The organism is Serratia sp. N21D137, from assembly GCF_047530005.1.
Taxonomy (GTDB): domain Bacteria; phylum Pseudomonadota; class Gammaproteobacteria; order Enterobacterales; family Enterobacteriaceae; genus Chania; species Chania fonticola_B.
This window is the reverse complement of the sequence record NZ_JBLJAJ010000030.1, coordinates 58,339-79,887: the sequence shown is the minus strand read 5'-3', so window position 1 is coordinate 79,887 and position 21,549 is coordinate 58,339. Positions and strand designations below refer to the sequence as shown.

At 55.1% G+C, this 21,549-nt stretch carries 24 protein-coding genes; 10 read left to right on the top strand and 14 right to left on the bottom strand.

Annotation, left to right across the window (positions count from 1 at the left end; genetic code table 11):
- The coding region (locus tag ACMV5H_RS20485) for an IS3 family transposase (protein ID WP_414822271.1) at positions 1-194 on the top strand (194 nt) is incomplete at its 5' end.
- A gap of 268 nt (positions 195-462) precedes the next feature.
- Here ACMV5H_RS20485 and ACMV5H_RS20480 read toward each other — a convergent pair.
- Positions 463-1,326 (bottom strand): YicC/YloC family endoribonuclease, encoded by an 864-nt coding sequence (locus tag ACMV5H_RS20480; RefSeq protein WP_021181835.1) that lies wholly within the window; start codon positions 1,324-1,326, stop codon positions 463-465.
- Between the two features lie 126 nt (positions 1,327-1,452).
- Between ACMV5H_RS20480 and rph the strand changes: the two genes are divergently transcribed.
- The gene (gene rph / locus ACMV5H_RS20475) at positions 1,453-2,169 is read left to right on the top strand and encodes a ribonuclease PH (RefSeq protein WP_037376445.1); all 717 of its coding nucleotides are present in this window, start codon (positions 1,453-1,455) and stop codon (positions 2,167-2,169) included.
- A gap of 82 nt (positions 2,170-2,251) precedes the next feature.
- On the top strand, positions 2,252-2,893 hold the full coding sequence (pyrE, locus tag ACMV5H_RS20470) for an orotate phosphoribosyltransferase (RefSeq protein WP_059199331.1): 642 nt from the start codon (positions 2,252-2,254) through the stop codon (positions 2,891-2,893).
- Between the two features lie 34 nt (positions 2,894-2,927).
- Here pyrE and slmA read toward each other — a convergent pair whose 3' ends face one another.
- The 3 genes from slmA to coaBC form a co-directional block, all read right to left on the bottom strand.
- Complete coding sequence (gene slmA, locus ACMV5H_RS20465) at positions 2,928-3,524, bottom strand: nucleoid occlusion factor SlmA (RefSeq protein WP_021181838.1); 597 nt, start codon at positions 3,522-3,524, stop codon at positions 2,928-2,930.
- 257 nt (positions 3,525-3,781) lie between these two features.
- Positions 3,782-4,240 (bottom strand): dUTP diphosphatase, encoded by a 459-nt coding sequence (dut, locus tag ACMV5H_RS20460; protein WP_414822354.1) that lies wholly within the window; start codon positions 4,238-4,240, stop codon positions 3,782-3,784.
- A complete protein-coding gene (coaBC, locus tag ACMV5H_RS20455; protein WP_021807279.1) occupies positions 4,218-5,435 on the bottom strand; it encodes a bifunctional phosphopantothenoylcysteine decarboxylase/phosphopantothenate--cysteine ligase CoaBC in 1,218 nt (405 codons plus the stop codon). The genes dut and coaBC overlap by 23 nt, the downstream gene beginning before the upstream one ends.
- 183 nt (positions 5,436-5,618) lie before the next feature.
- Here coaBC and radC point away from each other — a divergent pair, with 183 nt between their 5' ends.
- From radC to mutM, 4 genes are all read left to right on the top strand, one after another.
- Positions 5,619-6,302 carry a RadC family protein gene (gene radC / locus ACMV5H_RS20450; protein ID WP_037376444.1) on the top strand — a complete coding sequence of 228 codons (684 nt, stop codon included), beginning with the start codon at positions 5,619-5,621 and terminating at the stop codon, positions 6,300-6,302.
- A 265-nt stretch (positions 6,303-6,567) separates the two neighbouring features.
- On the top strand, positions 6,568-6,804 hold the full coding sequence (rpmB, locus tag ACMV5H_RS20445; protein WP_004931195.1) for a 50S ribosomal protein L28: 237 nt from the start codon (positions 6,568-6,570) through the stop codon (positions 6,802-6,804).
- Positions 6,805-6,815: 11 nt separating this feature from the next.
- A complete protein-coding gene (rpmG, locus tag ACMV5H_RS20440) occupies positions 6,816-6,983 on the top strand; it encodes a 50S ribosomal protein L33 (RefSeq protein ID WP_004392084.1) in 168 nt (55 codons plus the stop codon).
- A gap of 79 nt (positions 6,984-7,062) precedes the next feature.
- Positions 7,063-7,872, top strand: a complete 810-nt coding sequence (gene mutM, locus ACMV5H_RS20435) for a bifunctional DNA-formamidopyrimidine glycosylase/DNA-(apurinic or apyrimidinic site) lyase (RefSeq protein ID WP_115159594.1) — start codon at positions 7,063-7,065, stop codon at positions 7,870-7,872.
- On the opposite strand, the gene coaD is transcribed toward mutM, so the two are convergent.
- Genes coaD through waaA form a run of 3 tightly spaced genes read right to left on the bottom strand, consistent with a single transcriptional unit; the run spans position 7,873 to position 10,413 of the window.
- A complete protein-coding gene (coaD, locus tag ACMV5H_RS20430; RefSeq protein ID WP_021807277.1) occupies positions 7,873-8,358 on the bottom strand; it encodes a pantetheine-phosphate adenylyltransferase in 486 nt (161 codons plus the stop codon).
- A 3-nt stretch (positions 8,359-8,361) separates the two neighbouring features.
- Positions 8,362-9,135, bottom strand: a complete 774-nt coding sequence (locus ACMV5H_RS20425; protein WP_115159595.1) for a glycosyltransferase family 2 protein — start codon at positions 9,133-9,135, stop codon at positions 8,362-8,364.
- Positions 9,136-10,413, bottom strand: a complete 1,278-nt coding sequence (gene waaA, locus ACMV5H_RS20420; RefSeq protein ID WP_059199336.1) for a lipid IV(A) 3-deoxy-D-manno-octulosonic acid transferase — start codon at positions 10,411-10,413, stop codon at positions 9,136-9,138.
- Positions 10,414-10,536: 123 nt separating this feature from the next.
- Between waaA and ACMV5H_RS20415 the strand changes: the two genes are divergently transcribed.
- Positions 10,537-11,550 carry a glycosyltransferase family 9 protein gene (locus ACMV5H_RS20415; protein ID WP_021807274.1) on the top strand — a complete coding sequence of 338 codons (1,014 nt, stop codon included), beginning with the start codon at positions 10,537-10,539 and terminating at the stop codon, positions 11,548-11,550.
- A 32-nt stretch (positions 11,551-11,582) separates the two neighbouring features.
- Here the strand turns inward: ACMV5H_RS20415 and ACMV5H_RS20410 are convergent, their stop codons facing one another.
- From ACMV5H_RS20410 to rfaQ, 3 genes are read right to left on the bottom strand one after another with little or no spacing between them, the layout of a single operon-like run.
- On the bottom strand, positions 11,583-12,680 hold the full coding sequence (locus tag ACMV5H_RS20410) for a glycosyltransferase (protein ID WP_414822353.1): 1,098 nt from the start codon (positions 12,678-12,680) through the stop codon (positions 11,583-11,585).
- A gap of 3 nt (positions 12,681-12,683) precedes the next feature.
- On the bottom strand, positions 12,684-13,811 hold the full coding sequence (locus tag ACMV5H_RS20405; RefSeq protein WP_094981578.1) for a glycosyltransferase family 4 protein: 1,128 nt from the start codon (positions 13,809-13,811) through the stop codon (positions 12,684-12,686).
- Positions 13,808-14,887 carry a putative lipopolysaccharide heptosyltransferase III gene (rfaQ, locus tag ACMV5H_RS20400; protein ID WP_024527877.1) on the bottom strand — a complete coding sequence of 360 codons (1,080 nt, stop codon included), beginning with the start codon at positions 14,885-14,887 and terminating at the stop codon, positions 13,808-13,810. Before rfaQ ends, ACMV5H_RS20405 begins: the two co-directional genes overlap by 4 nt.
- A 215-nt stretch (positions 14,888-15,102) precedes the next feature.
- Between rfaQ and ACMV5H_RS20395 the strand changes: the two genes are divergently transcribed.
- Positions 15,103-16,059 carry a polysaccharide deacetylase family protein gene (locus ACMV5H_RS20395; RefSeq protein WP_414822352.1) on the top strand — a complete coding sequence of 319 codons (957 nt, stop codon included), beginning with the start codon at positions 15,103-15,105 and terminating at the stop codon, positions 16,057-16,059.
- Position 16,060: 1 nt separating this feature from the next.
- Positions 16,061-17,155 carry a glycosyltransferase family 9 protein gene (locus ACMV5H_RS20390; RefSeq protein WP_021181851.1) on the top strand — a complete coding sequence of 365 codons (1,095 nt, stop codon included), beginning with the start codon at positions 16,061-16,063 and terminating at the stop codon, positions 17,153-17,155.
- 16 nt (positions 17,156-17,171) lie between these two features.
- Here the strand turns inward: ACMV5H_RS20390 and ACMV5H_RS20385 are convergent, their stop codons facing one another.
- Genes ACMV5H_RS20385 through rfaC form a run of 4 tightly spaced genes read right to left on the bottom strand, consistent with a single transcriptional unit; the run spans position 17,172 to position 21,547 of the window.
- On the bottom strand, positions 17,172-18,164 hold the full coding sequence (locus tag ACMV5H_RS20385; protein ID WP_115159599.1) for a glycosyltransferase: 993 nt from the start codon (positions 18,162-18,164) through the stop codon (positions 17,172-17,174).
- The gene (locus tag ACMV5H_RS20380) at positions 18,161-19,393 is read right to left on the bottom strand and encodes an O-antigen ligase family protein (protein WP_414822351.1); all 1,233 of its coding nucleotides are present in this window, start codon (positions 19,391-19,393) and stop codon (positions 18,161-18,163) included. Before ACMV5H_RS20380 ends, ACMV5H_RS20385 begins: the two co-directional genes overlap by 4 nt.
- 28 nt (positions 19,394-19,421) lie before the next feature.
- Positions 19,422-20,585 carry a glycosyltransferase gene (locus ACMV5H_RS20375; protein ID WP_414822350.1) on the bottom strand — a complete coding sequence of 388 codons (1,164 nt, stop codon included), beginning with the start codon at positions 20,583-20,585 and terminating at the stop codon, positions 19,422-19,424.
- Positions 20,582-21,547: a lipopolysaccharide heptosyltransferase RfaC gene (gene rfaC, locus ACMV5H_RS20370; protein ID WP_021181855.1), complete on the bottom strand. Its 966-nt coding sequence runs from the start codon at positions 21,545-21,547 to the stop codon at positions 20,582-20,584. The genes ACMV5H_RS20375 and rfaC overlap by 4 nt, the downstream gene beginning before the upstream one ends.
- Positions 21,548-21,549: the final 2 nt, after the last annotated feature.

Below are 21,549 nucleotides of genomic sequence, written 5' to 3'. Positions count from 1 at the left end.
ATAATGCGGTAATGGAAAACTTCTTTGGCCATCTGAAAGCTGAACTGTATTATTTACAACGCTTTGAGAGTGTGGAACAGCTGTCTGAAGAGATAGACATGTACATAGATTACTACAATAACCATCGCATCAAACAGAAGCTCAAAGGCCTGAGCCCTGTGGAGTACAGAACGCAGGCTTTGATGGTTGCTTAATTTTAAACCGTCCAACTTCTTGGGGTCAGTTCACATGCGGCCTTAGTTTGAGCAAGGTGTAACTTTCTTGCCTGCTCAAGATCTGCCGGGCGTGACAGCAAAAACTCCGTCTTCAGTATCCCGTTCACCCTTTCCGCCATTATCACGTTCTCCGGATTTAAGTCGAAAACGTATCAACGCTATTCAGGACGGGTCAATAACAACAAAAAAGCCCGCTGTTATGCGAGCCTCATGGTTTTATGCGGTTTTCTTGATAGTTCCTGAATACTTACTCAATGTTCTGAATTTGCTCGCGCATCTGCTCAATCAGCACCTTCAGCTCGATAGCTGAGGTAGTCACTTCGGCATTGATCGACTTGGACGCCAGCGTATTCGATTCGCGATTGAATTCCTGCATCATAAAGTCGAGGCGACGGCCAACGGCTTCTTTCTTCTTCAGGATGTTGTGCGTCTCTTTGACGTGCGCTTCCAGGCGGTCCAGCTCTTCGGCGACGTCGATACGCTGTGCCATCAGCACCAGTTCCTGCTCCAGGCGAGTGTTTTCCAGCTGTACCTGGGCTTCTTCCAGCTTGCTGACCAAACGTTCGCGCTGCCATTGCAGGATATTAGGCATCTGGGCGCGGACTTTGATCACTTCGGCGCTCACGCCGTCGAGGCGTTGCTCGATCAGGGCTTTCAGCGCGGTGCCTTCGCTTTCGCGTGCCACGATGAAATCATCCAGTGCGCCTTCCAGCGCCTGCATCAGCTCGTTGCTGATGAGGTCCAGATCCTGTTCCTGAGCGGACATCACGCCCGGCCAGCGCAGGACGTCGATCGGATCGATTTCTCCTTCGTCGCTCTGCATTTTGACCCAGTTAGCGGCTTCAACCAGCTGCTTGGCCAGTTTTTCGTTCAGGATCATCGAGCTTTGCGCGCTTGGGTCGAGCTCAAAGCGCAGGTTGCACTCCACTTTGCCGCGCGTCAGGCGGCCACGGATACGCTCGCGGATCACTGGCTCGAGGCTACGGAACTGCTCAGGCAGACGGATGTAGGTTTCTAAGTAGCGTTGGTTAACGGAACGCAGCTCCCAAGCTGCGCTGCCCCATTCACCCTTGATTTCACGCCGGGCGTAGGCGGTCATGCTGCGGATCATTGTGCGTACCCGTAAATAGGAAAAGATGGAACGATTATAGCGTCGCACCTGCGGGCAGGATAGGCATAACGTCACGAAGCCCGTATAATGCGCAGCCAAACGTTAATAAGAAGCCGGAGAGAGCCCATGCGTCCTGCAGGCAGAGCACCACAACAAGTTCGCCCCCTGACACTGACCCGTCACTACACGAAACACGCTGAAGGTTCAGTGCTGGTTGAGTTTGGCGATACCAAAGTTTTGTGCACCGCCACGGTAGAAGAGGGCGTTCCGCGCTTCTTGAAAGGCCAAGGGCAAGGGTGGATCACCGCAGAATACGGCATGTTGCCGCGTTCTACCCACAGCCGTAATGCCCGCGAAGCGGCCAAAGGCAAGCAGGGTGGCCGTACGTTGGAGATCCAGCGTCTGATCGCTCGTTCACTGCGTGCCGCAGTGGATCTGAAAAAGCTCGGTGAGTTCACCATCACTCTGGACTGCGATGTGCTGCAAGCCGATGGCGGTACCCGTACCGCTTCCATCTCCGGAGCCTGTGTGGCGCTGGCCGATGCGCTGAATGCGCTGGTTGCCGCCGGTAAACTGAAAGCCAACCCGATGAAAGGGCTGGTGGCTGCGGTTTCAGTCGGTATCGTTGGCGGCGAAGCGCTGTGCGACCTGGAGTATGTGGAAGATTCCGCCGCAGAAACCGATATGAACGTGGTGATGATGGAAGATGGCCGCATGATCGAGGTGCAAGGCACCGCCGAGGGTGAGCCGTTCAGCCACGATGAGCTATTGGCGCTACTGGCGCTGGCCCGAGGGGGCATCGAAACCATCTTCCAGGCGCAGAAAGCGGCGCTGGCAGACTGATTTTTAAAGGCGACCAAGCAGTCGCCTTTTTTATGCCCGGAAAATAGAACCAAAGTTATCGACCCAATTAGGAGAAGCAGTAATGAAAGCCTACCAGCGCCAGTTTATCGAGTTTGCGCTCCGCAAGCAGGTATTGAAATTCGGCGAGTTCACCCTGAAATCCGGCCGTACCAGCCCCTATTTCTTCAATGCCGGCCTGTTTAATACCGGGCGTGATCTGGCGCTGTTAGGGCGTTTTTATGCCGAAGCGCTGGTGGATTCCGGCATCGAGTTCGATCTGCTGTTTGGCCCAGCCTACAAAGGTATCCCGATCGCGACCACCACCGCAGTGGCATTGGCAGAACATCACAATCTCGATGTGCCTTATTGCTTCAACCGTAAGGAAGCCAAGGAACATGGTGAAGGCGGTACGCTGGTAGGCAGCCCGTTGCAGGGGCGTGTGATGCTGGTAGATGACGTGATCACCGCCGGGACGGCCATCCGCGAATCGATGGAAATTATCAGTGCCCATAACGCCAGCCTGGCAGGTGTGCTGATTTCTCTCGATCGTCAGGAACGTGGCCGTGCCGACATTTCTGCAATCCAGGAAGTGGAGCGTGATTATCACTGCAAAGTGATCTCGATTATTACGCTCAAGGAGTTGATTGCTTACCTGGAAGAGCAGCCGGAAATGGCCGAAAGCCTGGTGGCCGTGAAGGCATATCGCGAGCAGTACGGGGTTTAAAATAATAGCGCCGGGTTGAACCCGGCGATACTTGTTACTGCAGTTGCGCCGCTAACAGCGGCCAGCGTGCATCAAAATCCTGCGTTGGGCGGTAGCGGAATTCAGAGCGAATATAGCGCGACAGCATCCCTTCACAAAAAGCCAGGATCTGGCTGGCCAGCAAGGTCTCATCGACGATAAAGCCCTTTCCTTCCCGTAGCTTACGTTCCTTCAACACCTGACGCAGTTGCGCTTCAATCCGCTCGAACAGCTGGTTGATCCTACCCTGCAGGCGATCCTGCTCAAACATCAGCGCGTGGCCGGTCATGATCCTGGTAAGGCCTGGGTTGCGTTCTGCAAACCCCAGTACCAACAATACAATCAGGCGTAGGCGGTTGAACGTCTCTTTTTCATCCTGCAAGATCAGGTTGATGCGCGTTATCAGGCTATCTTCAATAAACTCGATCAGGCTATCAAACATCCGCGTCTTGCTGGGGAAATGCCGATAAAGGGCAGCCTCAGAGACACCAACGTTTGCGGCAAGCTTGGCTGTGGTAATGCGCTGGCTGCCGTCGCTGGATTCCAGCATCTGGGCTAACGCCTGCAATATCTCCTCACGCCGATTCCTTTTGGTATTTTCTTTTTCTGCCATGTTTGATTAGACCCTTGCTAAAACGGCTTATCCCCTCAATCTCTTCGGGTATAGATTTGCGAAAACCCGCGCACCGGCCGTTGCAGAGTAAACTCTGTGCGGCTTATAAGATCGCTGTTGTACGGTGTAATGGCTAACAGGTCTTTCAGACCCTTATTCTCCGTGCGTTACTCTCAATTGCCAGACCAACCGTGCCGCATTGCAAGCGGCGCGGTTGCAGGCGCCATCCCTGTAAATCATTCGGTTACGGGCAGGTTCTATTGGCGACCGGAGTGGCCAAAACCACCGGTACCCCGTTCGCTGCTATCGAACTCTTCCACCAGATTAAACTCGGCTTGCACTACCGGCACAAATACCATCTGTGCGATGCGTTCACCCGGCTCGATAGTGAAGGATTTCTGGCCACGGTTCCATACGGATACCATCAGTTGGCCCTGATAATCGGAATCGATCAGGCCAACCAGGTTACCCAGCACGACGCCGTGCTTATGGCCCAGACCGGAGCGCGGCAGGATCACTGCAGCAAGACCGGTATCGGCGATGTGGATTGCCAGGCCGGTAGGCAGTAGAGTGGTTTCGCCCGGAGCCAGCTCAACCGCGCTGCCCAGACAAGCTCGCAGATCAAGCCCGGCAGAGCCTGGGGTGGCATAGGTCGGCAGTGGGAAATCTTGACCGATACGTGGGTCAAGGATCTTAACGTCGATTTTTTTCATCATAACGGCTGACTATCTCGTCTAGTAAACGTTGGCCAAGGAGTGCCTTGTCGCTATGCGGCAGGCGCTTGTCTCCATCCTGCCAAAAAAGATGCAGGGCATTGGTATCACTGTTAAAACCGTGCTCTGCAAGCGATACATCGTTAGCGCAGATTAAATCCAGTTTTTTACGCAGTAGTTTTTGTCGCGCATATTCTTCCACATTCTGGGTTTCAGCCGCAAACCCGACGACAAAGGGACGATTTTTGCTCATCGCGGCAACGCCCGCGACAATATCTGGATTCTTGATCATCTTGAGGATGATTTCATCACCCTGCTTTTTGATTTTCTCATCGGCAATCTGTTCTGCCCGGTAATCCGCCACGGCAGCGCAGGAGATAAAGATGTTCTGCTGCGCGGCGTGCTGTTGTACCGCTTGCTGCATTTCCAGCGCGCTGACGACATCCACACGGGTTACCCAAGGCGGCGTAGGCAGGCTGACTGGCCCGGCGACCAACGTGACTTGCGCACCGCGAGCGGCGGCGGCCTTGGCGATAGCAAAACCCATCTTGCCGGAGCTGTGGTTGCTGACGAACCGCACCGGATCCAGTGCCTCACGGGTGGGGCCTGCGGTGATCATAATCTTTAAATGTTGCAGATCCTGCGGCGCAGAGAAATGAGCGTTAGCCAGTTCCACTATCGCCAACGGATCCAGCATGCGGCCAGGCCCGATATCACCACAGGCTTGGCTACCGCTGTCAGGCCCCCACAGCAGCACACCACGCCCTTGTAGGGTCTGTAGATTGGCCTGAGTGGCGGCTGCGCGATACATCTGTTGGTTCATGGCCGGTGCTGCCGCGATCGGAGCATCGGTAGCCAGGCAGACCGTGGTCAGCAGATCGTTGGCCATGCCGGCGGCAACGCGGGCCAGCAGATCGGCGGTGGCCGGAGCCAGGATCACCAGATCGGCCCATTTGCCCAATTCAATATGGCCCATGGCAGCTTCTGCTGCGGGATCCAGCAGATCGTCGAAAACCGGATAGCCGGAAACGGCCTGCAGCGTCAGTGGGGTAATGAAGGCTTTGGCAGCGCTGGTCATCACCACTCTTACCTCGGCGCCTCTGTCGCGCAGGCGGCGCACCAGCTCAGGGCATTTGTAAGCGGCGATACCGCCACTGATGCCAAGCACAATATGTTTGCCGGAAAGTCCCGTCATCATGATTGTCCGATTGAAATCCGAAAGAGGCGGACATTTTAGCATAACCGCTGCCAGGTGGAGCGATTCTGCTGTGTATGCAGCCAGTTACATGCGGGTTTTCGTAACACTTCGCAATATTATCAATCACCTGTCGCACGATGAAATTCCCCGTGACATGCTGCTGTAGCAGGCAGGGAGGTGGCAATGAGCAATCAGGATATGTCGTTATGGCCTGGGGCTTTGGCACCCAGGGAAAAATTGATGCGTGATGGCGCAGCGGCGCTCTCCGATAGGGAGCTGTTGGCAATTTTCTTGCGAACCGGGCTACCTGGGGTTCACGTCTCACAGCGGGCCGAACAGTTGCTGGCGCACTTTGGTTCGCTGTATCACCTGGTTTCGGCGGACTACGAACAGTTTCATAGTCAGAAAGGGTTGGGGATTGCCACCTATGCGCAGCTGCAGGCAATTTCCGAATTGGCCTTCCGGCTGTTTTCCGGCCCCCATTTGCTGGAAAACGCGCTGCTGAACCCGAAAATTACCCAGCATTATCTGCACAGTTTGCTGGCTCACCACGAGCGAGAGGTGTTTTTAGTGTTGTTTTTAGACAATCAGCACCGGGTTATTCGCCATCAGGAGATGTTTGCTGGTACCATCAACAGCGTCGTTGTCCACCCAAGAGAAATTGTGCGTGCGGCGTTGAAGGCTAATGCAGCAGCCCTCATTCTGGCGCATAATCACCCTTCGGGTAAGGCTGAACCCAGTCACGCCGACCGTTTGATAACCGAGCAAGTGGTTAATGCCTGCCGGTTATTGGAGATCCGAGTGCTCGATCATTTGGTGATAGGCCGGGGTGAATGCGTCTCTTTTGCCGAGCGCGGATGGCTATAAGCAACTTTTTCGCGATCCTTGAGGGATCTTTAGCTGTTCGGGACTTGAGCACTTACGCTTCAGAGCGTATACTACGCCACCTTTGAGAATCTTGGGTTTGGCGTTAAGAGCCTATCTCAGCAGGTTTCCAACCTGATGTGAGGTTTCTGACCTGATGACGAGAGTCTCCTCAGTATGAAGTTTGCTGAGATGGGCTCTAAAAGCCTGACGAGGCGGCCATACCCTATACGAAGCTCGAGCTGATTTGATTTTTGGAGAATAAGACATGTCACGAGTCTGCCAAGTTACTGGCAAGCGCCCGGTGAGCGGTAACAACCGTTCCCACGCAATGAACGCGACCAAACGCCGTTTTCTGCCTAACCTGCACTCACACCGTTTTTGGGTTGAGGCTGAGAAGCGCTTTGTAACTCTGCGTGTATCTGCTAAAGGTATGCGTGTTATCGATAAGAAGGGTATTGAGACGGTCTTGGCCGATCTGCGTGCCCGTGGTGAGAAGTATTAAGGAACTGCATCATGGCTAAAGGTGTTCGCGAGAAGATCAAGCTGGTTTCTTCTGCTGGTACTGGTCACTTCTATACCACCACGAAGAACAAGCGTACTAAGCCGGAAAAATTGGAACTGAAGAAATTCGATCCAGTTGTCCGTCAACACGTGATCTACAAAGAAGCTAAAATTAAATAATTTTAGTGGATTAATGAAAACCCGGCCTCGGCCGGGTTTTTTCATTTTATAGGGGTAGCAAACGGAGAGGGAGCCAGTCATGCCTGAATTACCAGAAGTCGAAACCAGCCGCCGTGGTATCGAGCCTTATCTTGTTGGCCACAACATCCAGTATGCGGTGGTGCGTAACGCTCGTTTGCGTTGGCCGGTCTCCGAGCAGATCCTGGCGCTGAGCGATCGGCCGGTGCGCAGCGTACAGCGCCGTGCCAAGTACCTGCTGATCGAGTTGGACCACGGCTGGATTATCGTGCATCTGGGGATGTCTGGCAGCTTGCGTATGCTGGCAGAGGAAATCGAGCCAGGTAAGCATGACCACGTCGATCTGGTGATGAGCAACGGTTTTATTCTGCGCTACACCGACCCGCGCCGCTTTGGTGCCTGGCTATGGTGTGAAGATCTGGCCGCCAGCAACGTGTTGGCTCATCTTGGCCCGGAACCGCTGGGTGAAGAGTTCAATGGCGCCTACCTGTACGAGAAGTCCCGTAATAAGCGTACGCTGATCAAGCCTTGGTTGATGGATAACAAGCTGGTGGTTGGCGTGGGGAATATCTATGCCAGCGAATCGCTGTTTACCGCCGGGATCCTGCCAGATCGTCAGGCGGGATCCTTGACCAAGGCGCAGGCGGATCTGTTGGCCGAAACCATCAAGGCGGTGTTGCTGCGGTCAATTGAACAAGGGGGAACGACGCTGCGTGACTTCCTGCAGTCGGACGGTAAGCCGGGGTATTTCGCGCAGGAACTGCAGGTCTATGGCCGGGCAGGTGAACCTTGCCGCGCCTGTGGCACACCGATCGAGAGCGCCAAACATGGGCAGCGCAGCACCTTCTTCTGCCGCCGCTGCCAGCGATGATTACTGCGCGGCCAGCTTTTCCATCAGCGCTTTGGTGACGACATCCGGCAAGAACGGTGCGATGTCGCCGCCATGGCGTGCCACTTCCTTCACCAAGGAAGAAGAGATAAATGACCACTGCTCGGAAGGCATCAGAAACACGCTTTCCAACGTTGGCATCAGATGGCGGTTCATGTTCGCCAGCTGCAATTCATATTCAAAGTCGGACACCGCACGCAGGCCGCGTATCAGAATATTGGCGTTCTGATGGGCGGCGAAGTGCGCCATCAACTCGCTGAACCCCAGCACCTCGACGTTATCCAGATGAGAGGTCACCTGCGTGGCCAGGGCAACGCGTTCTTCCAGCGAAAACAGCGGTTTTTTGCTCGAACTGGCGGCAATGGCCAGGATCACGTGATCAAACATCAGTGAGGCGCGGGTGACCAGGTCCAAATGGCCGTTGGTCATTGGATCGAAGGTACCTGGGTAGATGGCTTTGCTGCTCATGGTTTACTTCTCTGAATAGTTGCGGCCCAATGCCCACAGTGCGGCATATTTATTGAAAGTATATTGCGCGTTGACCACGGCTAACAGCAAGCCCTGTTTGCCGTCGAGGAAACCGGCCCGCAGCAGCCAGGTTTTGCAGAACGCCCCCAGCGTGTGGGTGAGGATCGACAGATAACCGCAGCGCTTACCGGCCTGGTGGCGTTGGATTGCCCACTGCTCGGCGTAATGCAGTTGTTTGCGCTGGAAAGCAAAAAAGTCACGGCAGGTCAGGTGCAGCAGATCGCCTTGCAGCGGCACGACTTTTGCGCCGCCGGTGTTGAGGGATTCATGGACCAGATCGTCGTTATAGCGATAGCGCTGATTGGCATACAGCCGGTTGACCCGATCGGGATACCAGCCGCTGTGGCGCATAAAGCGGCCAAGAAACAGGTTACGGCGGCCCAGGCTGTAGACGACGCTATCGTCGGCGTTGGCTAATACCTGCTCGATGGAGTGGCGCAATTCTGGCGTGACGCGTTCGTCGGCGTCGATCATCAGCACGTAATCCTGAGTGGCGTAGCTTTGTGCCTTCTGCCGCTGCTTGCCGAAGCCTTGCCAGTCGGTATGGGTAAACACCTTGGCCCCCAGACTTTCCGCCAAAGCGACGGAACCGTCGGTACTGCCGGAATCTAGCACGATGATTTCATCAGCCCAGGCGACCGATTGCAGGCATTCGCTCAGCAACTCGACTTCGTTTTTGGCGATCATCACTACCGACAGGCTGTTACGGTGGCTCATTCAGTGGCTCCGTGGCGGCAGGTGTGGCTCCAACAGCTGCAGCAGGCGCTGCAACGCCCCCTGGTTCTGATACAGCACTTCAACCGCGTGGCGGCCGTAATAGCGGCGATAATCTTCATCGGTCAGCAGCGTTTCTATCTCTTTCACCAAGGAATCGACATCGCTGATGGTGATCATCCCGCCCGCTTCGGAGAGTTTGGCGCAGATATCTTTGAAGTTGAACGTATGTGGGCCCATCAGCACCGGAATGGCATGGGCGGCCGCTTCCAGGGGGTTATGCCCCCCACGCTCAACCAGGCTGCCACCGACGAAGGCCAGATCGGCAATGCCGTACAGCAGCATTAGTTCGCCCATGGTATCGCCAATCACCACCTGCGTGCTGCCGGAAGGGATTTCGCCGCTGCTGCGGGTGGTGTAACTGAAGCCCGCTTTTTGCGTCAGCTCTTTGGCGGTTGGGAAGCGCTCCGGGTGGCGTGGCACCAGGATAAGTAATAGGTCGGGGTGCTTTTTCAGCAACCGGTGGTGGGCTTCCAGCAGAATGGTTTCTTCACCTTCGTGAGTGCTGGTAGCGATCCACACCGGGCGGCGTGGTGCCCATTGGCGGCGTAGCGTAACGGCTCTGGCCGCCAGCTCTGGCGTTACGGAGATATCGAACTTCAGGCTGCCGGTGACGGTCAGCTGTGAACGCTTCAGGCCCAGTTCGATAAAGCGCTCGCCGTCTTCCTGATTTTGCGCAGCGATCAGGGTAATGCGGCGCAGGATATCACGGATAAAACCGCCGATTTTCTTGTAGCCAGCCGCCGAACGGGCGGAAAGGCGCGCGTTGGCAATCACCAGCGGGATTTGGCGCTGGTGCAGGGCGTTAATCAGGTTGGGCCACAGCTCGGTTTCCATGATGATCACCAGCTTGGGATCCACCTGGTCGAGGAAACGGCGCATCGAACCCGGCAGATCGTAAGGCAGGTAGACATGATGCACATCTTTACCGAAAGCGGATTGCACCCGTTCGGAACCCGTTGGCGTCATTGTGGTCACAGTAATCGGCAGGTAAGGGTAACGATGGCGCAGGGCGCGAACCAGAGGGATCGCCGCCAGGGTTTCGCCAACAGAAACGGAATGCAGCATAATGCCGCCCGATACTACTTTCCCGGCGCAGAAACCATAGCGTTCCGCCCAGCGTTTACGGTAGGCTGGTGCTTTGCGGCTGCGCAGCAGTAAGCGGAGCCAGATCAGGGGTTGGATAAGGTAGAGTAGTACCTGATATAAACGGAGCAGCATTCTATCAATTTCATTTATATGGGTTATCCAGAATAGTACCATAACCGGAAGGGAAAGGCGCTAACTTGGTGGCTCGGTGTCAGGTTGGGACAACAGGCGAGAGATGTCGCCGATAGGTTTGTAATGAAGAATATTTTAATTATCCGCCGCGACAATATTGGCGATCTTGTCTGTACCACCCCGTTGATTGAAGGGGTGAAAACCGCTTACCCTGACGCCAACCTCTATCTGCTTATCAATAAAGTCAGTCAGGATGTGGTGAAAAATAACCCGCATCTCACCAAGGTGTTTGTTTATAAGAAGGCCAAACACAAGGCCAAGAATGAGACCACCCTTGGGGTCTATTTTGAACGGCTGATGATATTTTTGCAGCTGAGAAAAATTAAGTTTGATGCGGCTATTCTGGCTAACCCGGTGCCGTGCAAATATAGCCTGCGCCTGGCAAAAATGGCCGGGGTTAAAAATATTATCGGTGCAGATCTTGGCACCAGTGAAATTCATCACCCTTTCCGCGCGGCGGATTTTCACGGCAAGCATCAGGTGGAGCACACCTTCAGCTACCTCTCTGCCATCACCGATCGCTCCATTGCCATTCCTCCGGTGAAGGTCTTCCTCACTGCGGAAGAACAGCAGCAAGCGCAGCAACGTTTACACAGTCTGCTGCCCCCGGTTGAGCGGGTATTTGCCGTGCATATCAGCAGCCGCAGTCCGAAACGGCGCTGGCCTATTGAGCGCTACGCCGAAATCATCAACCGCCTGATTGCCGATCCTACCACTGGCGTGCTGATCTTCTGGTCACCACAGGGAACGCTGACGCCTGATGATATCGGCGATCAAAAGCGGGCGGAGCAGCTGTTGGCTGGCTGCCAGAACGAAAGGGTAGCGCTCTACCCAACAGCATCGGTACGCGAACTGTTGGCCGGTTTCGAGCTATGCGACCGGGTGCTGTGCAGCGACGGTGGCCAGATGCATTTGGCCGCGGCACTGAATAAAAGCATGGTGGTCTTCTTTGGCGATACGGATAAAGAGTCTTGGCATCCGTGGAGCGGACAATATCGGATCCTGCAAACCGAGTCGGGTGATTGCGTCGATGTTACCGTCGATGAGGTGTGGCAAGAAATACAGGCCTTGAATTAATTAACAACCAGGCAGGGTAAACCTGCCTGGAGTTATTTTTTTAACGCCAGATACTGTTGGCAAATAGGCTCCAGGCCATAGCTCAGCAGCTGCTGGTGATTAATGACCGGTGGATGAGCATAAATCTCTGCCATTTTCTCCGCCAGTGAGGCTTCATTTAATTCCGCTAGCGCACGGGTTAACCCCGCTTTTTCCAGAATTTCCTCAGGCCCGCCAGGGCAACGGGTGCTGACGACCGGCGTGTCGCACAGCAAGGCTTCAACCAGCACGTTACCGAACCCCTCACTGTCTGAACTGAGCACCAGCATCGCGGCGTGTTTGATCAGGGGATAGGGATTGGCCTGAAAACCGAGGAACAGCACGCGATCGCTAATGTTTAACTCTGCGGCAAGGCGTTTGGTCTCGTTGATTTGCGCTTCATTACCGGCGCCCACCAGCGCCAAAGGGGCCTGGATACCAGACAGTGCGTAGGCTTTCAGCAAGCGGTCGTGGCGTTTATGTGGATGAAAACGGCCCACGTGCACCAGATAGTCTTTGCCTGCCAGTTCACAAGGCTCTGCCGCCTGCTGTTCGATGGCGGCGATATCGAACGGGTTGTTGATCACCGCCAGCCGGTTAGGAGCAATCCCCAGATTTTGCTGGAGATCGTTGCCCACCGCCTGCGAGACGGCAACGATATTCTGCCGCTGGTAGACGCCCGCGACCTTGCGGCTTTTCAGCCAGCGATCGAGGCCGGTACGGTGACCGAGGTAGGAGGTGGACAGAATGCCGTGAATGCAGAACCACAGCCGGGTGCTGTCCAGCACTTTGCTATGGCTGACGATACGATCGGTCTTGTGCAGGTTGGAGAACACCAGGTCGTAACGGCCGTGCTGATGCTCATTGGCGGCAACCGCGCGATCCAACATCGCGGCGCGGCGTGCCAGCTCGGTCAGCTTACGCCAAGGCGATCGGCAGTTGTCGCTGAGCACCTGATAATTAATGCCGGTGGGGATCGGGTAGTTGCAGACGTCCCGCAATGAGATCAGGCTGACATCATGCCCCAACTGCTGCATGCCCTGGCACAGGGTCAGTACCACCTTTTCTGCTCCGCCGCCCGGCAGGCCGTCGATAATCATCAGAATACGCATAAGTTAGTCCAGCAGTCGGTTATACAACGATATGAGCTGTTCTGAGAGGTGTGCTGGCGTGGCCGACATGATACGCAACCGCGCCGCCTCTCCCATGCTCGATCCCAAGGCTTGCCGTGGCAGTGCAACGATAGCATCGGTGAGGGCGCTGACGTCCAATGCATCACAGACAAAGCCGTTATGCCCAGGAGTGATGAACTCAGCGCCACCGCAGGTGGTGCTGGTGATCACCGGCAGCCCGCATGACATGGCTTCCAAAATCACGTTGGGGAACGGATCGTACAACGTTGGCAGCAACAGGGCATCGGCGGCCTGATAGAACGGCAGCGTCTGTTTCTGCACGCCCATGAAGCGCACCCGGTCACCACAACCCAGCTTTTGTGCCAGTGAGCGGTAACGTTTTTCTGCTTTATCTTTACCCACCACCAATAGGTAGCTGTCGGTGGCGGCTACGGCGCGAATTGCGGCTGCCAACCCTTTACGTTCGAAGCCTGAACCGACAAAGATCAGACAGTGCGCCTGTTGCGGGATCTGATACTGCGCCCGCAACTGCTGCCGCTGTTGCTCATTCGCCGGTAAAAATTTCTGATTGTCGATGGCATTGTAGATCACCGTGATTTTATCGGCCGGCACGCCGAAATCGGCGATGATTTCCCGTTTGATCATCTCGGCGTTGCAGATCACCGCTTTCAGCTCTGGCGCGGCATACATGGCGCGTTCGGCACACATCACATAGCGGTGATAGCGGTTGGAGAACAGCCATTTGCGCCGCCACTCCGGCAGCAGGCGTGCCCGTTGCAGCAGCCAGCGGCGATGGACGCCGTCACCGGCGCGATAGATATCACAGCCGGGGATGCGTTCATGGCTTTGCACCAGATCGAAGCTCTCTTTCTGCCACAGGGCTCTAGCCGCTTCGGCAAAACCGCGTTCGCGGCTGATGCGCCCGAACTTCATCGGGTTGCACAGGTGGATGTGCCAGTTAGGGTTAACGTCCCCCTGCCATTCGCGGGTGATGACGTTCAGATCCAGATCTTGTTGTTCCAGCGCCTCCAGGGCACGGGAAACGAATCGTTCTGCCCCGCCATCCGGGCGGTATTTTTGGCGGACAATCGCCAGGCGAAATGCTTTCATGCAAGCGTGCTCCGCGCGGCTGCAATCACCACGTCTGTAGGAATAAGGTCCAGGTAGCGCTCATCGGTGCCGGTATTGATGGCATCCGGGTCCGGCAGGCTGCCGTAGTCCCCGGCCCAAATCACCTGGCCGATAACCTGCCAGGGGCGCCAAAATACCAGCTTGGATGGCCCGAACAGCGCCACGCAGGGCGTTTGTAATGCCGCCGCCATATGCATGGGGACTGAATCTACCCCGATAAACAGTTTGGCATGGTCGATCAACGCCGCCAGCTGACGCAGGGTCAACTGCCCGGCCAGAGAAACCACCCCTTGTTGTGGGCACTGTTTCAGTATTTGCGCCACCATGTCCTGCTCTTTGGCATCCGGCCCTGAGGTGATCACCAACTGGTGCCCTTCGGCCTGCAATGCGCTGATGGTGGCCGCCATTTTTTCTTCGCTCCAGCATTTAAAGAACCAGCGCGACGTGGGTTGTACCACGATATAGCTGCCGGTGACGCCATTTTGTTGCAAAAGCTGGTGGCTGGCCTGCCAATCTTGTGGGCTGTAGCTCATGGTGACCTGCTGGTTTTGCTCAGGTAAACCCAGCGGTTGCAGCAGCGAGAGATTTTGTTCAACGGTATGCAGATGCTCGTGCCCGGCTACCGGCACCAACTGAGTGTGGCAGTAACGCCACAGGAAGCCACGGCGTTTGGGGAAATCGAATCCCAGACGAATGCGGGCACCGGTGAGGCGAGTAATCAACGCGCTGCGCCACTGGTCGGCCAGGTTGACCACCAGATCGTAGCGTTGTGCCTGCAACTGACGGATCAGATGCAGTTCGTGACCCAAGTGTGCCTTGGTGCCCTGTTTTTTCCACTGGCGATCGATGACAAAGATTTGCGACAGCGCCGGGTTGCTCGCCAACATCTCCTGCGTTTCTTTGTACAGCAGGATGTCGATTTGAGCATCGGGATAGTTCTGCCTCAGCGTATTGATGACCGGAGTGGTCAGCAGCATATCGCCATGATGGCGCAGCTTGACGATCAGAATACGCTGTATGGGCGTGGCAGAAACAGGGGCTGGCGCGTCGTTCATAGTCAGTCGCTTTCAGGGAAACCAATCTTTGATTCTAAATGACCCGATTGCATGTGGCTACTGTTGCTCGGTTTTCTTGCCTGCACAGAAAAAAATAGTGGCATAGAGTGACAATTACGGCTCAATGTTGTCCAAACGAGGCGATAAAGTCGTTTGCCCTGAGGAATGGGGCTGCGTAACATAATGTAAATCTGTGACTATCAGGTTCCCAATGTATGACTAAACCGGCGTTTCTTATCACGATTGATACCGAAGGCGATAATCTGTGGCAAAACCACGATCGCATTTCGACCGAGAACACGCGTTTTTTGCCGCGCTTTCAGGCGCTGTGTGAAAAATATGCCTGCAAGCCGGTTTATCTGACCAACTATGAAATGGCGGTCGATACCCAGTACGTTGAATTTGCCCGCGACGTGATAGCACGCGGCACCGGCGAAGTGGGCATGCATCTGCACGCCTGGAACAGCCCACCGTTGACGCCGCTCACCGATGATGACTGGCGGCATAAACCCTATCTGATCGAATACCCGGCCGATCAAATTCGTGCCAAGGTCGATCATATGACCAAGCTGCTGGAAGATACCTTCCAGACCAAGATGCTCAGCCACCGTGCCGGGCGCTGGGCGTTTAATGAGTTTTATGCCTCATTGCTGCTGAAATACGGCTATCAGGTCGATTGTTCTGTCACTCCGCGAGTTAACTGGCAGTATTCGCTCGGCAATCCGCAGGGCAACGGCGGGACCGACTATCGTCATTTCCCCTCGCAGGCCTATTTTATCGATCCGGCCAATATCGCCCAACCCGGTCATTCCACGCTGTTGGAAGTGCCCATGAGCATTCAGTATAAACATTCGGCGCTGATGAATGCGGTGAAACAGGGCTATGACCGCCTGCGGGGTAAAAAGCGTTCGCCGTCGGTGCATTGGCTGCGTCCCTCTGGTAACAATCTGGACAAGATGAAGCTGGTGGTCGAACGCTCTCTGGCACAGGGGCACGATTACGTCGAATTTATGCTGCACTCCTCCGAGTTTATGCCGGGAGGCAGCCCGACGTTCAAGACCGAGCAGGATATTGACGCGTTATATCGCGATTTGGAGCAGCTGTTTGCCTGGTTGCAACAGCGCACGGTTGGCATGACCTTGGCTGAATACTATCAACTGAAAGTGAATTAACATGTCAAAAAAATGGAAAATCAAGGCCGCTGACTGGTTCTTGCGGCGCTATACGGCAAAGCACGGCCGTTTCCAGCCGCCAGCGACTTTCGACAGCCGTCTCCAGTTCGAGAATATCGTGATTTATTCCACGACGGCACTGGGGGATTTCATGTTCAATACCCCGGTGTTAAGAGCGATGCGCGAACGCTACCCGGCAGCGCATATCACGCTGGTGGTACATGAAAAGAATAGGGAACTGGTAGAAAACGGCCGCTATTACGATCGCGTAGTCTACTGGAATAGCAAAATAAAGACCCTGGGGCCGCTGTTGAAATCGTTGCGTGAGCATCAGCCTGATTTGGCGCTGATCATGCATTCACATCTGCCTTATGACATTATCAGCGCCATTATGGCCGGGGCCAAATATGTCATCCGGGATAACTACAGTTCGGGGATCTGCGGGCTGGAGCCTTGGTTGACCAACTACGTATTCCATTATTACGGCCACTTTATCCGCCGTAAGCTGGAGTTGGTTTCTATTCTGGGTTGCCGCAGCGACGATCCGACCATGGAAATCCCAGCCCCTTATACGCCAGGCAGTAAAAATCCTGATTTCTGCACCATTGGTTTCCAGCTAGGTGCTTCAACAGAATCACGCTGCTGGCCGGTGGGGCACTTTGCCAAACTGGCGGATATGCTGGTTGCTCGCTATGACAACATGCGCTTCGTGCTGATTGGTGCGCCGATGGAAGAAGGAAAAGCCCAGCAGTTCCAGCGGCTGATCAATGCCAATACCCAGGCCTGCGTTGACAACCAGATCGGCAAGACCGGGCTGCAAGGAGCGCTGACGCTGATCAGCAGCCTGGATGTGCTGGTGACCGGAGATACCGGGCCGCTTCATCTGGCGGTGGCCCTGAAAACCAAGACCATCAGCCTGTTTGTCACCGCTGACCCGCGCTCAACCGGGCCGATCCAGGATCACCAACTGCACCGTATCATTCATCAGTCACGCACGGGCTACACCATGCCATTGGAAGCGGAAGGCCCGGTGGGTGTCATACAACCGCAGCGGGTTTTTGATGAGATCGTGGCTCACGTACCACTGAACCCTTGAGAAAAAAACGCATCGGTTACCCGGTGCGTTTCTTCTTCAGCCAGCGACGGATTTTAGACAGGCAGCTATCCACGCGCGCGAAGCGCATCTGGCGGACTTTCTTGTGCGGAACGTCGCTGTTGCTACACAGGGCCGCCGTTTGGCGCAGGATCGCCAGGGTTTCCGGTGGGTAGCGATAATAGCCGTAGACCGCCTTCGACATGGCCTTTAACTCCGAGAAAGCGTTGGCGAGCATCAGGGCAGCCAGCTGCCGCAGTGGCTCATCACCGCGATGAGCGTCCACGAAGCGCAGCATCTTCTGCATGGCAAACAGCATATCTTCACTATCTTTCGCCCGGATGTTGCGGGTGATCCCACGGTCATTATCCCGATATAAGTAGAGCGGGTGGTCGAGATGCGCGATGTGGCGGGTTTTGAAATATTGGAACGGCGTGAAGATAACGTCTTCATAGCGGCGGCCGTTTTCGAACGTTTCCCCAGCCAGCAGCGTACGCCGGTAAACCCGGCTCCAGACGTGCCACATTGAGTGTTCAAACAGCGGCTTCAGACTGGCCAGGCCGTGTTGTTCGAAATCGTAGCTACGGTAGCGTATCTCGCTATTGGCGGGCACTGCTGGCGGGTTTCCAGAGAATTTCTGATAGTTGAAATCAATCAGGTCATCTCTGCCTTTGAGTAACAGCGGGCGCAGGATCGCCAGATAGTCGCTGCTCAGCAGGTCATCGCCGTCCAGAAATGCGACGTAGCGTCCACTGACGTGTTGCAAACCGACATTACGGGCGTGGGCAACGCCGCCGTTTGCCTGAGTAATGAATTTGCTATGTGGGTGCTGTCTTGCCGCCAGGAATTGGCTCACCAGGGCCGCAGACGCATCGCTTGAGCCATCATCGATAATCACCACTTCAATATCATCACGGATCTGATCGTATAACGAGCTCAGGCTGGCGATGACAAAGTCTTCATTGTTGTATACCGGCACAATAAAGCTGAGCAGCAGCGGTGACGAACTCATACCGACGGTTCCTGACGCTTTTTCACCGACAGTACGCTGGCGATGATGGCCAGGCAGAAGACTGCCGTGCCTTCGGTACTGAAGAAGATAACGTCGCTAAGCCCGTAGACAAACAGGCTGAAGGTCACCCCCAGCAACAGCGCATTGCGATACGGCTTAAATGAGGAGATGAATAGGCCGATGTACAGCGCCAGTAACAACAAACTTCCCCAAAGGCCTTTGAGCGAATAGGTTTCCAGCAGTTCGTTATGCAGATGCACGTTGATGTAAGGCGTTACCCCGTACAACCGCCGCTCCTGCGCAACGATGGCGCGGATCTCTTCCCCACGCTGTTCGGCAGATTGTCCCATTGGCGCAAGCGAGCCGGTGCGTATGGCGATGACCTGCATCGTCAGGCGGGAAATAATCGAGTTATCCACTTCGGGCTGGTCGATCATCTGCAGATTGGTTTTGAAATCGGCAACACGCTGTTCTATCTGTGACTTAAAGGCGAAACCGCAGGCCAATAGCAATAAAGGCACCGAGGCGACCAGTTGGATCTTATGCTTGCGGGTCACCAGGTCTTTGGTTGCCAACAGCGACAGGCAGATGGCAACGGGGTACACCAGTATGGCCGCCCGCGTCCCTGTTAGGATGAGAGTGGAGAAGGTGAGCAGGAAGCCAACCACGTACAGCGGGATGCGATACTTGGTCCGCAGCATCAGTATCGCCTTCATCATGACCAGGCTGATGGCGGTCATCAGGTAGGCAACGACGGTAGCCCGGTCGAAGTTAAGCTCCACGCGCGAGATATCTAACTGCAGGCCCTGATAAAGCGCATAGCCATTGACGGCCAAACCACAGACCAGAGCTACGACAATGAAGGCACGTTGCATGCAAAGACGCTCGTTCAGTGCGATCAACAAAATAAACGCTGTGGCAATCTGCAGCTTACCGGTCGACATATACGAGCGGTAAATATTGATGTATTCGCCGGGCTGCTTGAAATGGTTCATCCAGAAAATCGTCCCCATGCCTACGCAGAAAAACAGCAGCGGCAGGATCAGGTTTCTTTTGTTTTTCAGGAAGTACCTTAAGTGCAGACAAACGGCAATAAAGGAAATATAGCTGGAGACATAAAACAGGTTACGCCCCGTGTCGAAGCCAAAAGGGATGGTACAAAAGGCAATGGCGCATCCCAGATAGATCAGGTAGCTGAAAATCGGGTGCGGGGCTGTTTCTTTAAACATGGAGTAAGGTTTCCGGCTCACATTACGGTTAAGCAATAAAGGATTGCAGCGTGTCGTCGAATTCTGTTTTGAACAGAGCATAGCTGAAATGTTGAGCGGGGTAGTGCCGGGCATTCTGGCTCATCTGGTGGTAGGTTTCTGCCACCAGCAGTTTCTCTACCGCATCCGCACAATCGATATGCGACAACAGCTTCGGTGTGACCAGGCTGTCGGAGAGGGGATCGTAAACCTCGTGTGGGAAATCGACCTTGATGCCGGTTAACCGCTGGTGCTCTTCAATGGATACCGCCGGCGTCAAGCCAATGCCGCAGTAGCCGTCTTTCACCGCTTCCGGCTGGCCGTCTACCATGGGGAAAATCACCGGTACGCCAAAATAGAGCGACTCCATGCAGGATAAGCCGAAGGGTTCGGTGATCGGCGTGCTCATATAGATTTGTGTGCGGTTGAAAAAATCTGCCACGTTATCCTGAAAGCCGCTGAAAACCACCCGCTCACCGAGCTGCAGCTTGGCTGCCAGGGCTTCAAACGCTGTCCAATCCGGGCCTTTGCCCGCAATTTCCAGATAAACGTCGTGCCCACGGCGCAGTAGCTCCTGCATCATCAGCAGAGAAACGCTGATGCCTTTCAGGCTCACCAGGCGCGAGGCAGTCCCAATCCTGATCGGCTGTGCCAATGATTTTGGCGTTTCATCGATCCCGGTAGGCGTTTTGATGCGGTTGATCACCACCGGATTCGGGCAAGGCAGATTAAAGCGCAGCTCCATCACCCGTTTTGAGGCATGGGAGGCAGAAATCACGCCGTCCAGCATGGCGAAGAAGCGCAAGGTCTTGTGGTTTTTGGCGTAGCGCCATGAGCAACCATGATCATAATAGACCAGTTTGCCACGCTTGGGCTTGGCCGCCAGCCCTGGGATCAGATCCCACACGATAATGACGTCGGCGTTTGCCCGCTCGATTTTTCTTTGCAGCAGGTATTTGCGCAGGAACTGTGGGCAACGCAGAGGGAGCGAATTGAACAGCCGGTTGGCAAAGGTGACCTGCTGGTTCGGCATCTGTTGGCGGATCTCTTCGCCAACTTCGCTGCTGACGCAAATCACCTGATTACTGCCGTCGTGGGTATCATTGATATACTGCAGGAACAGGCGCTCAACCCCACCCATCTTGCCTAAATTGATAATATGCAGCTTTTTCATGCAATAACCTTTTGCAGTTCTGTCCAAACGGCGTCGGCGGTGAGGGTGGCCATGCTTTTTTCCGGCGAAATCAGTGAGTGCTGATTCTGCCCATAACCCCCAATCAGCCCCGGATCGGTCGGGCCGAACAGGGTGATATTCGGGCGATCCAGCGCGGCGGTCAGGTGGCTTAATCCGGTATCGACCGACACCACGGCTTTTGCCCCAGCCAGCACTTCGGCAACCTGTTGCAGACTGAGCTTGGGTAACACTTCAACGTGTTCAAACCCTTCTGCCAGCCGTAAAGCGCGTTGGCGTTCGTGCTCAGCCCCCCAAGGTAGCTTGATGTTTATGCCGCTCGGAGCGATCAGCGCGATCAGTTCGCGCCAGTTTTCCTCCGGCCAGTGTTTTTCATCCCGCGTAGTGGCATGCAGGAACACCAGATATTGCCCGGCATCGGCGGGTGGTTGGCTTAGAAAACGAGCGGCAATGGCGTAATCACCCGTGCTCTGCGGCTTTGCATACCCCAGGCTCTTGGCGAACAGCTCGCGAATGCGTTCCACCGCATGCTGCTGCTTGTCGATCTCATGGCGATGATTATAGAACCAGCTGGCAAAAGGCTCGCGGACGCTTTTGCAGTCCAGGCCGTGTTTGCTGCCGTGCGCGATGCGCGTCACCAACGCCGCGCTCTTGATCAGGCCCTGTGCATCGATCACGATGTCATAGTCGCGCTCCTGCACCTGGCGCTTGAAATCGCAGCGCTGTTGGCGTGTTTCACTGCCGAACCAATTTTTACGCCAGCGGCGGATGGCCACTGGGATCACGCGATCCACTGCCGGATGCCAGGTAGGGATCTGGCTGAACCCCTCTTCCACTACCCAATCGAAGCGGATACCGGGGATGGCGTGCATCGCGTCGGTCAAGGCCGGCAGCGTATGGAGCACATCCCCCATCGAAGAGGTCTTTACGATCAGCACCTGCATGA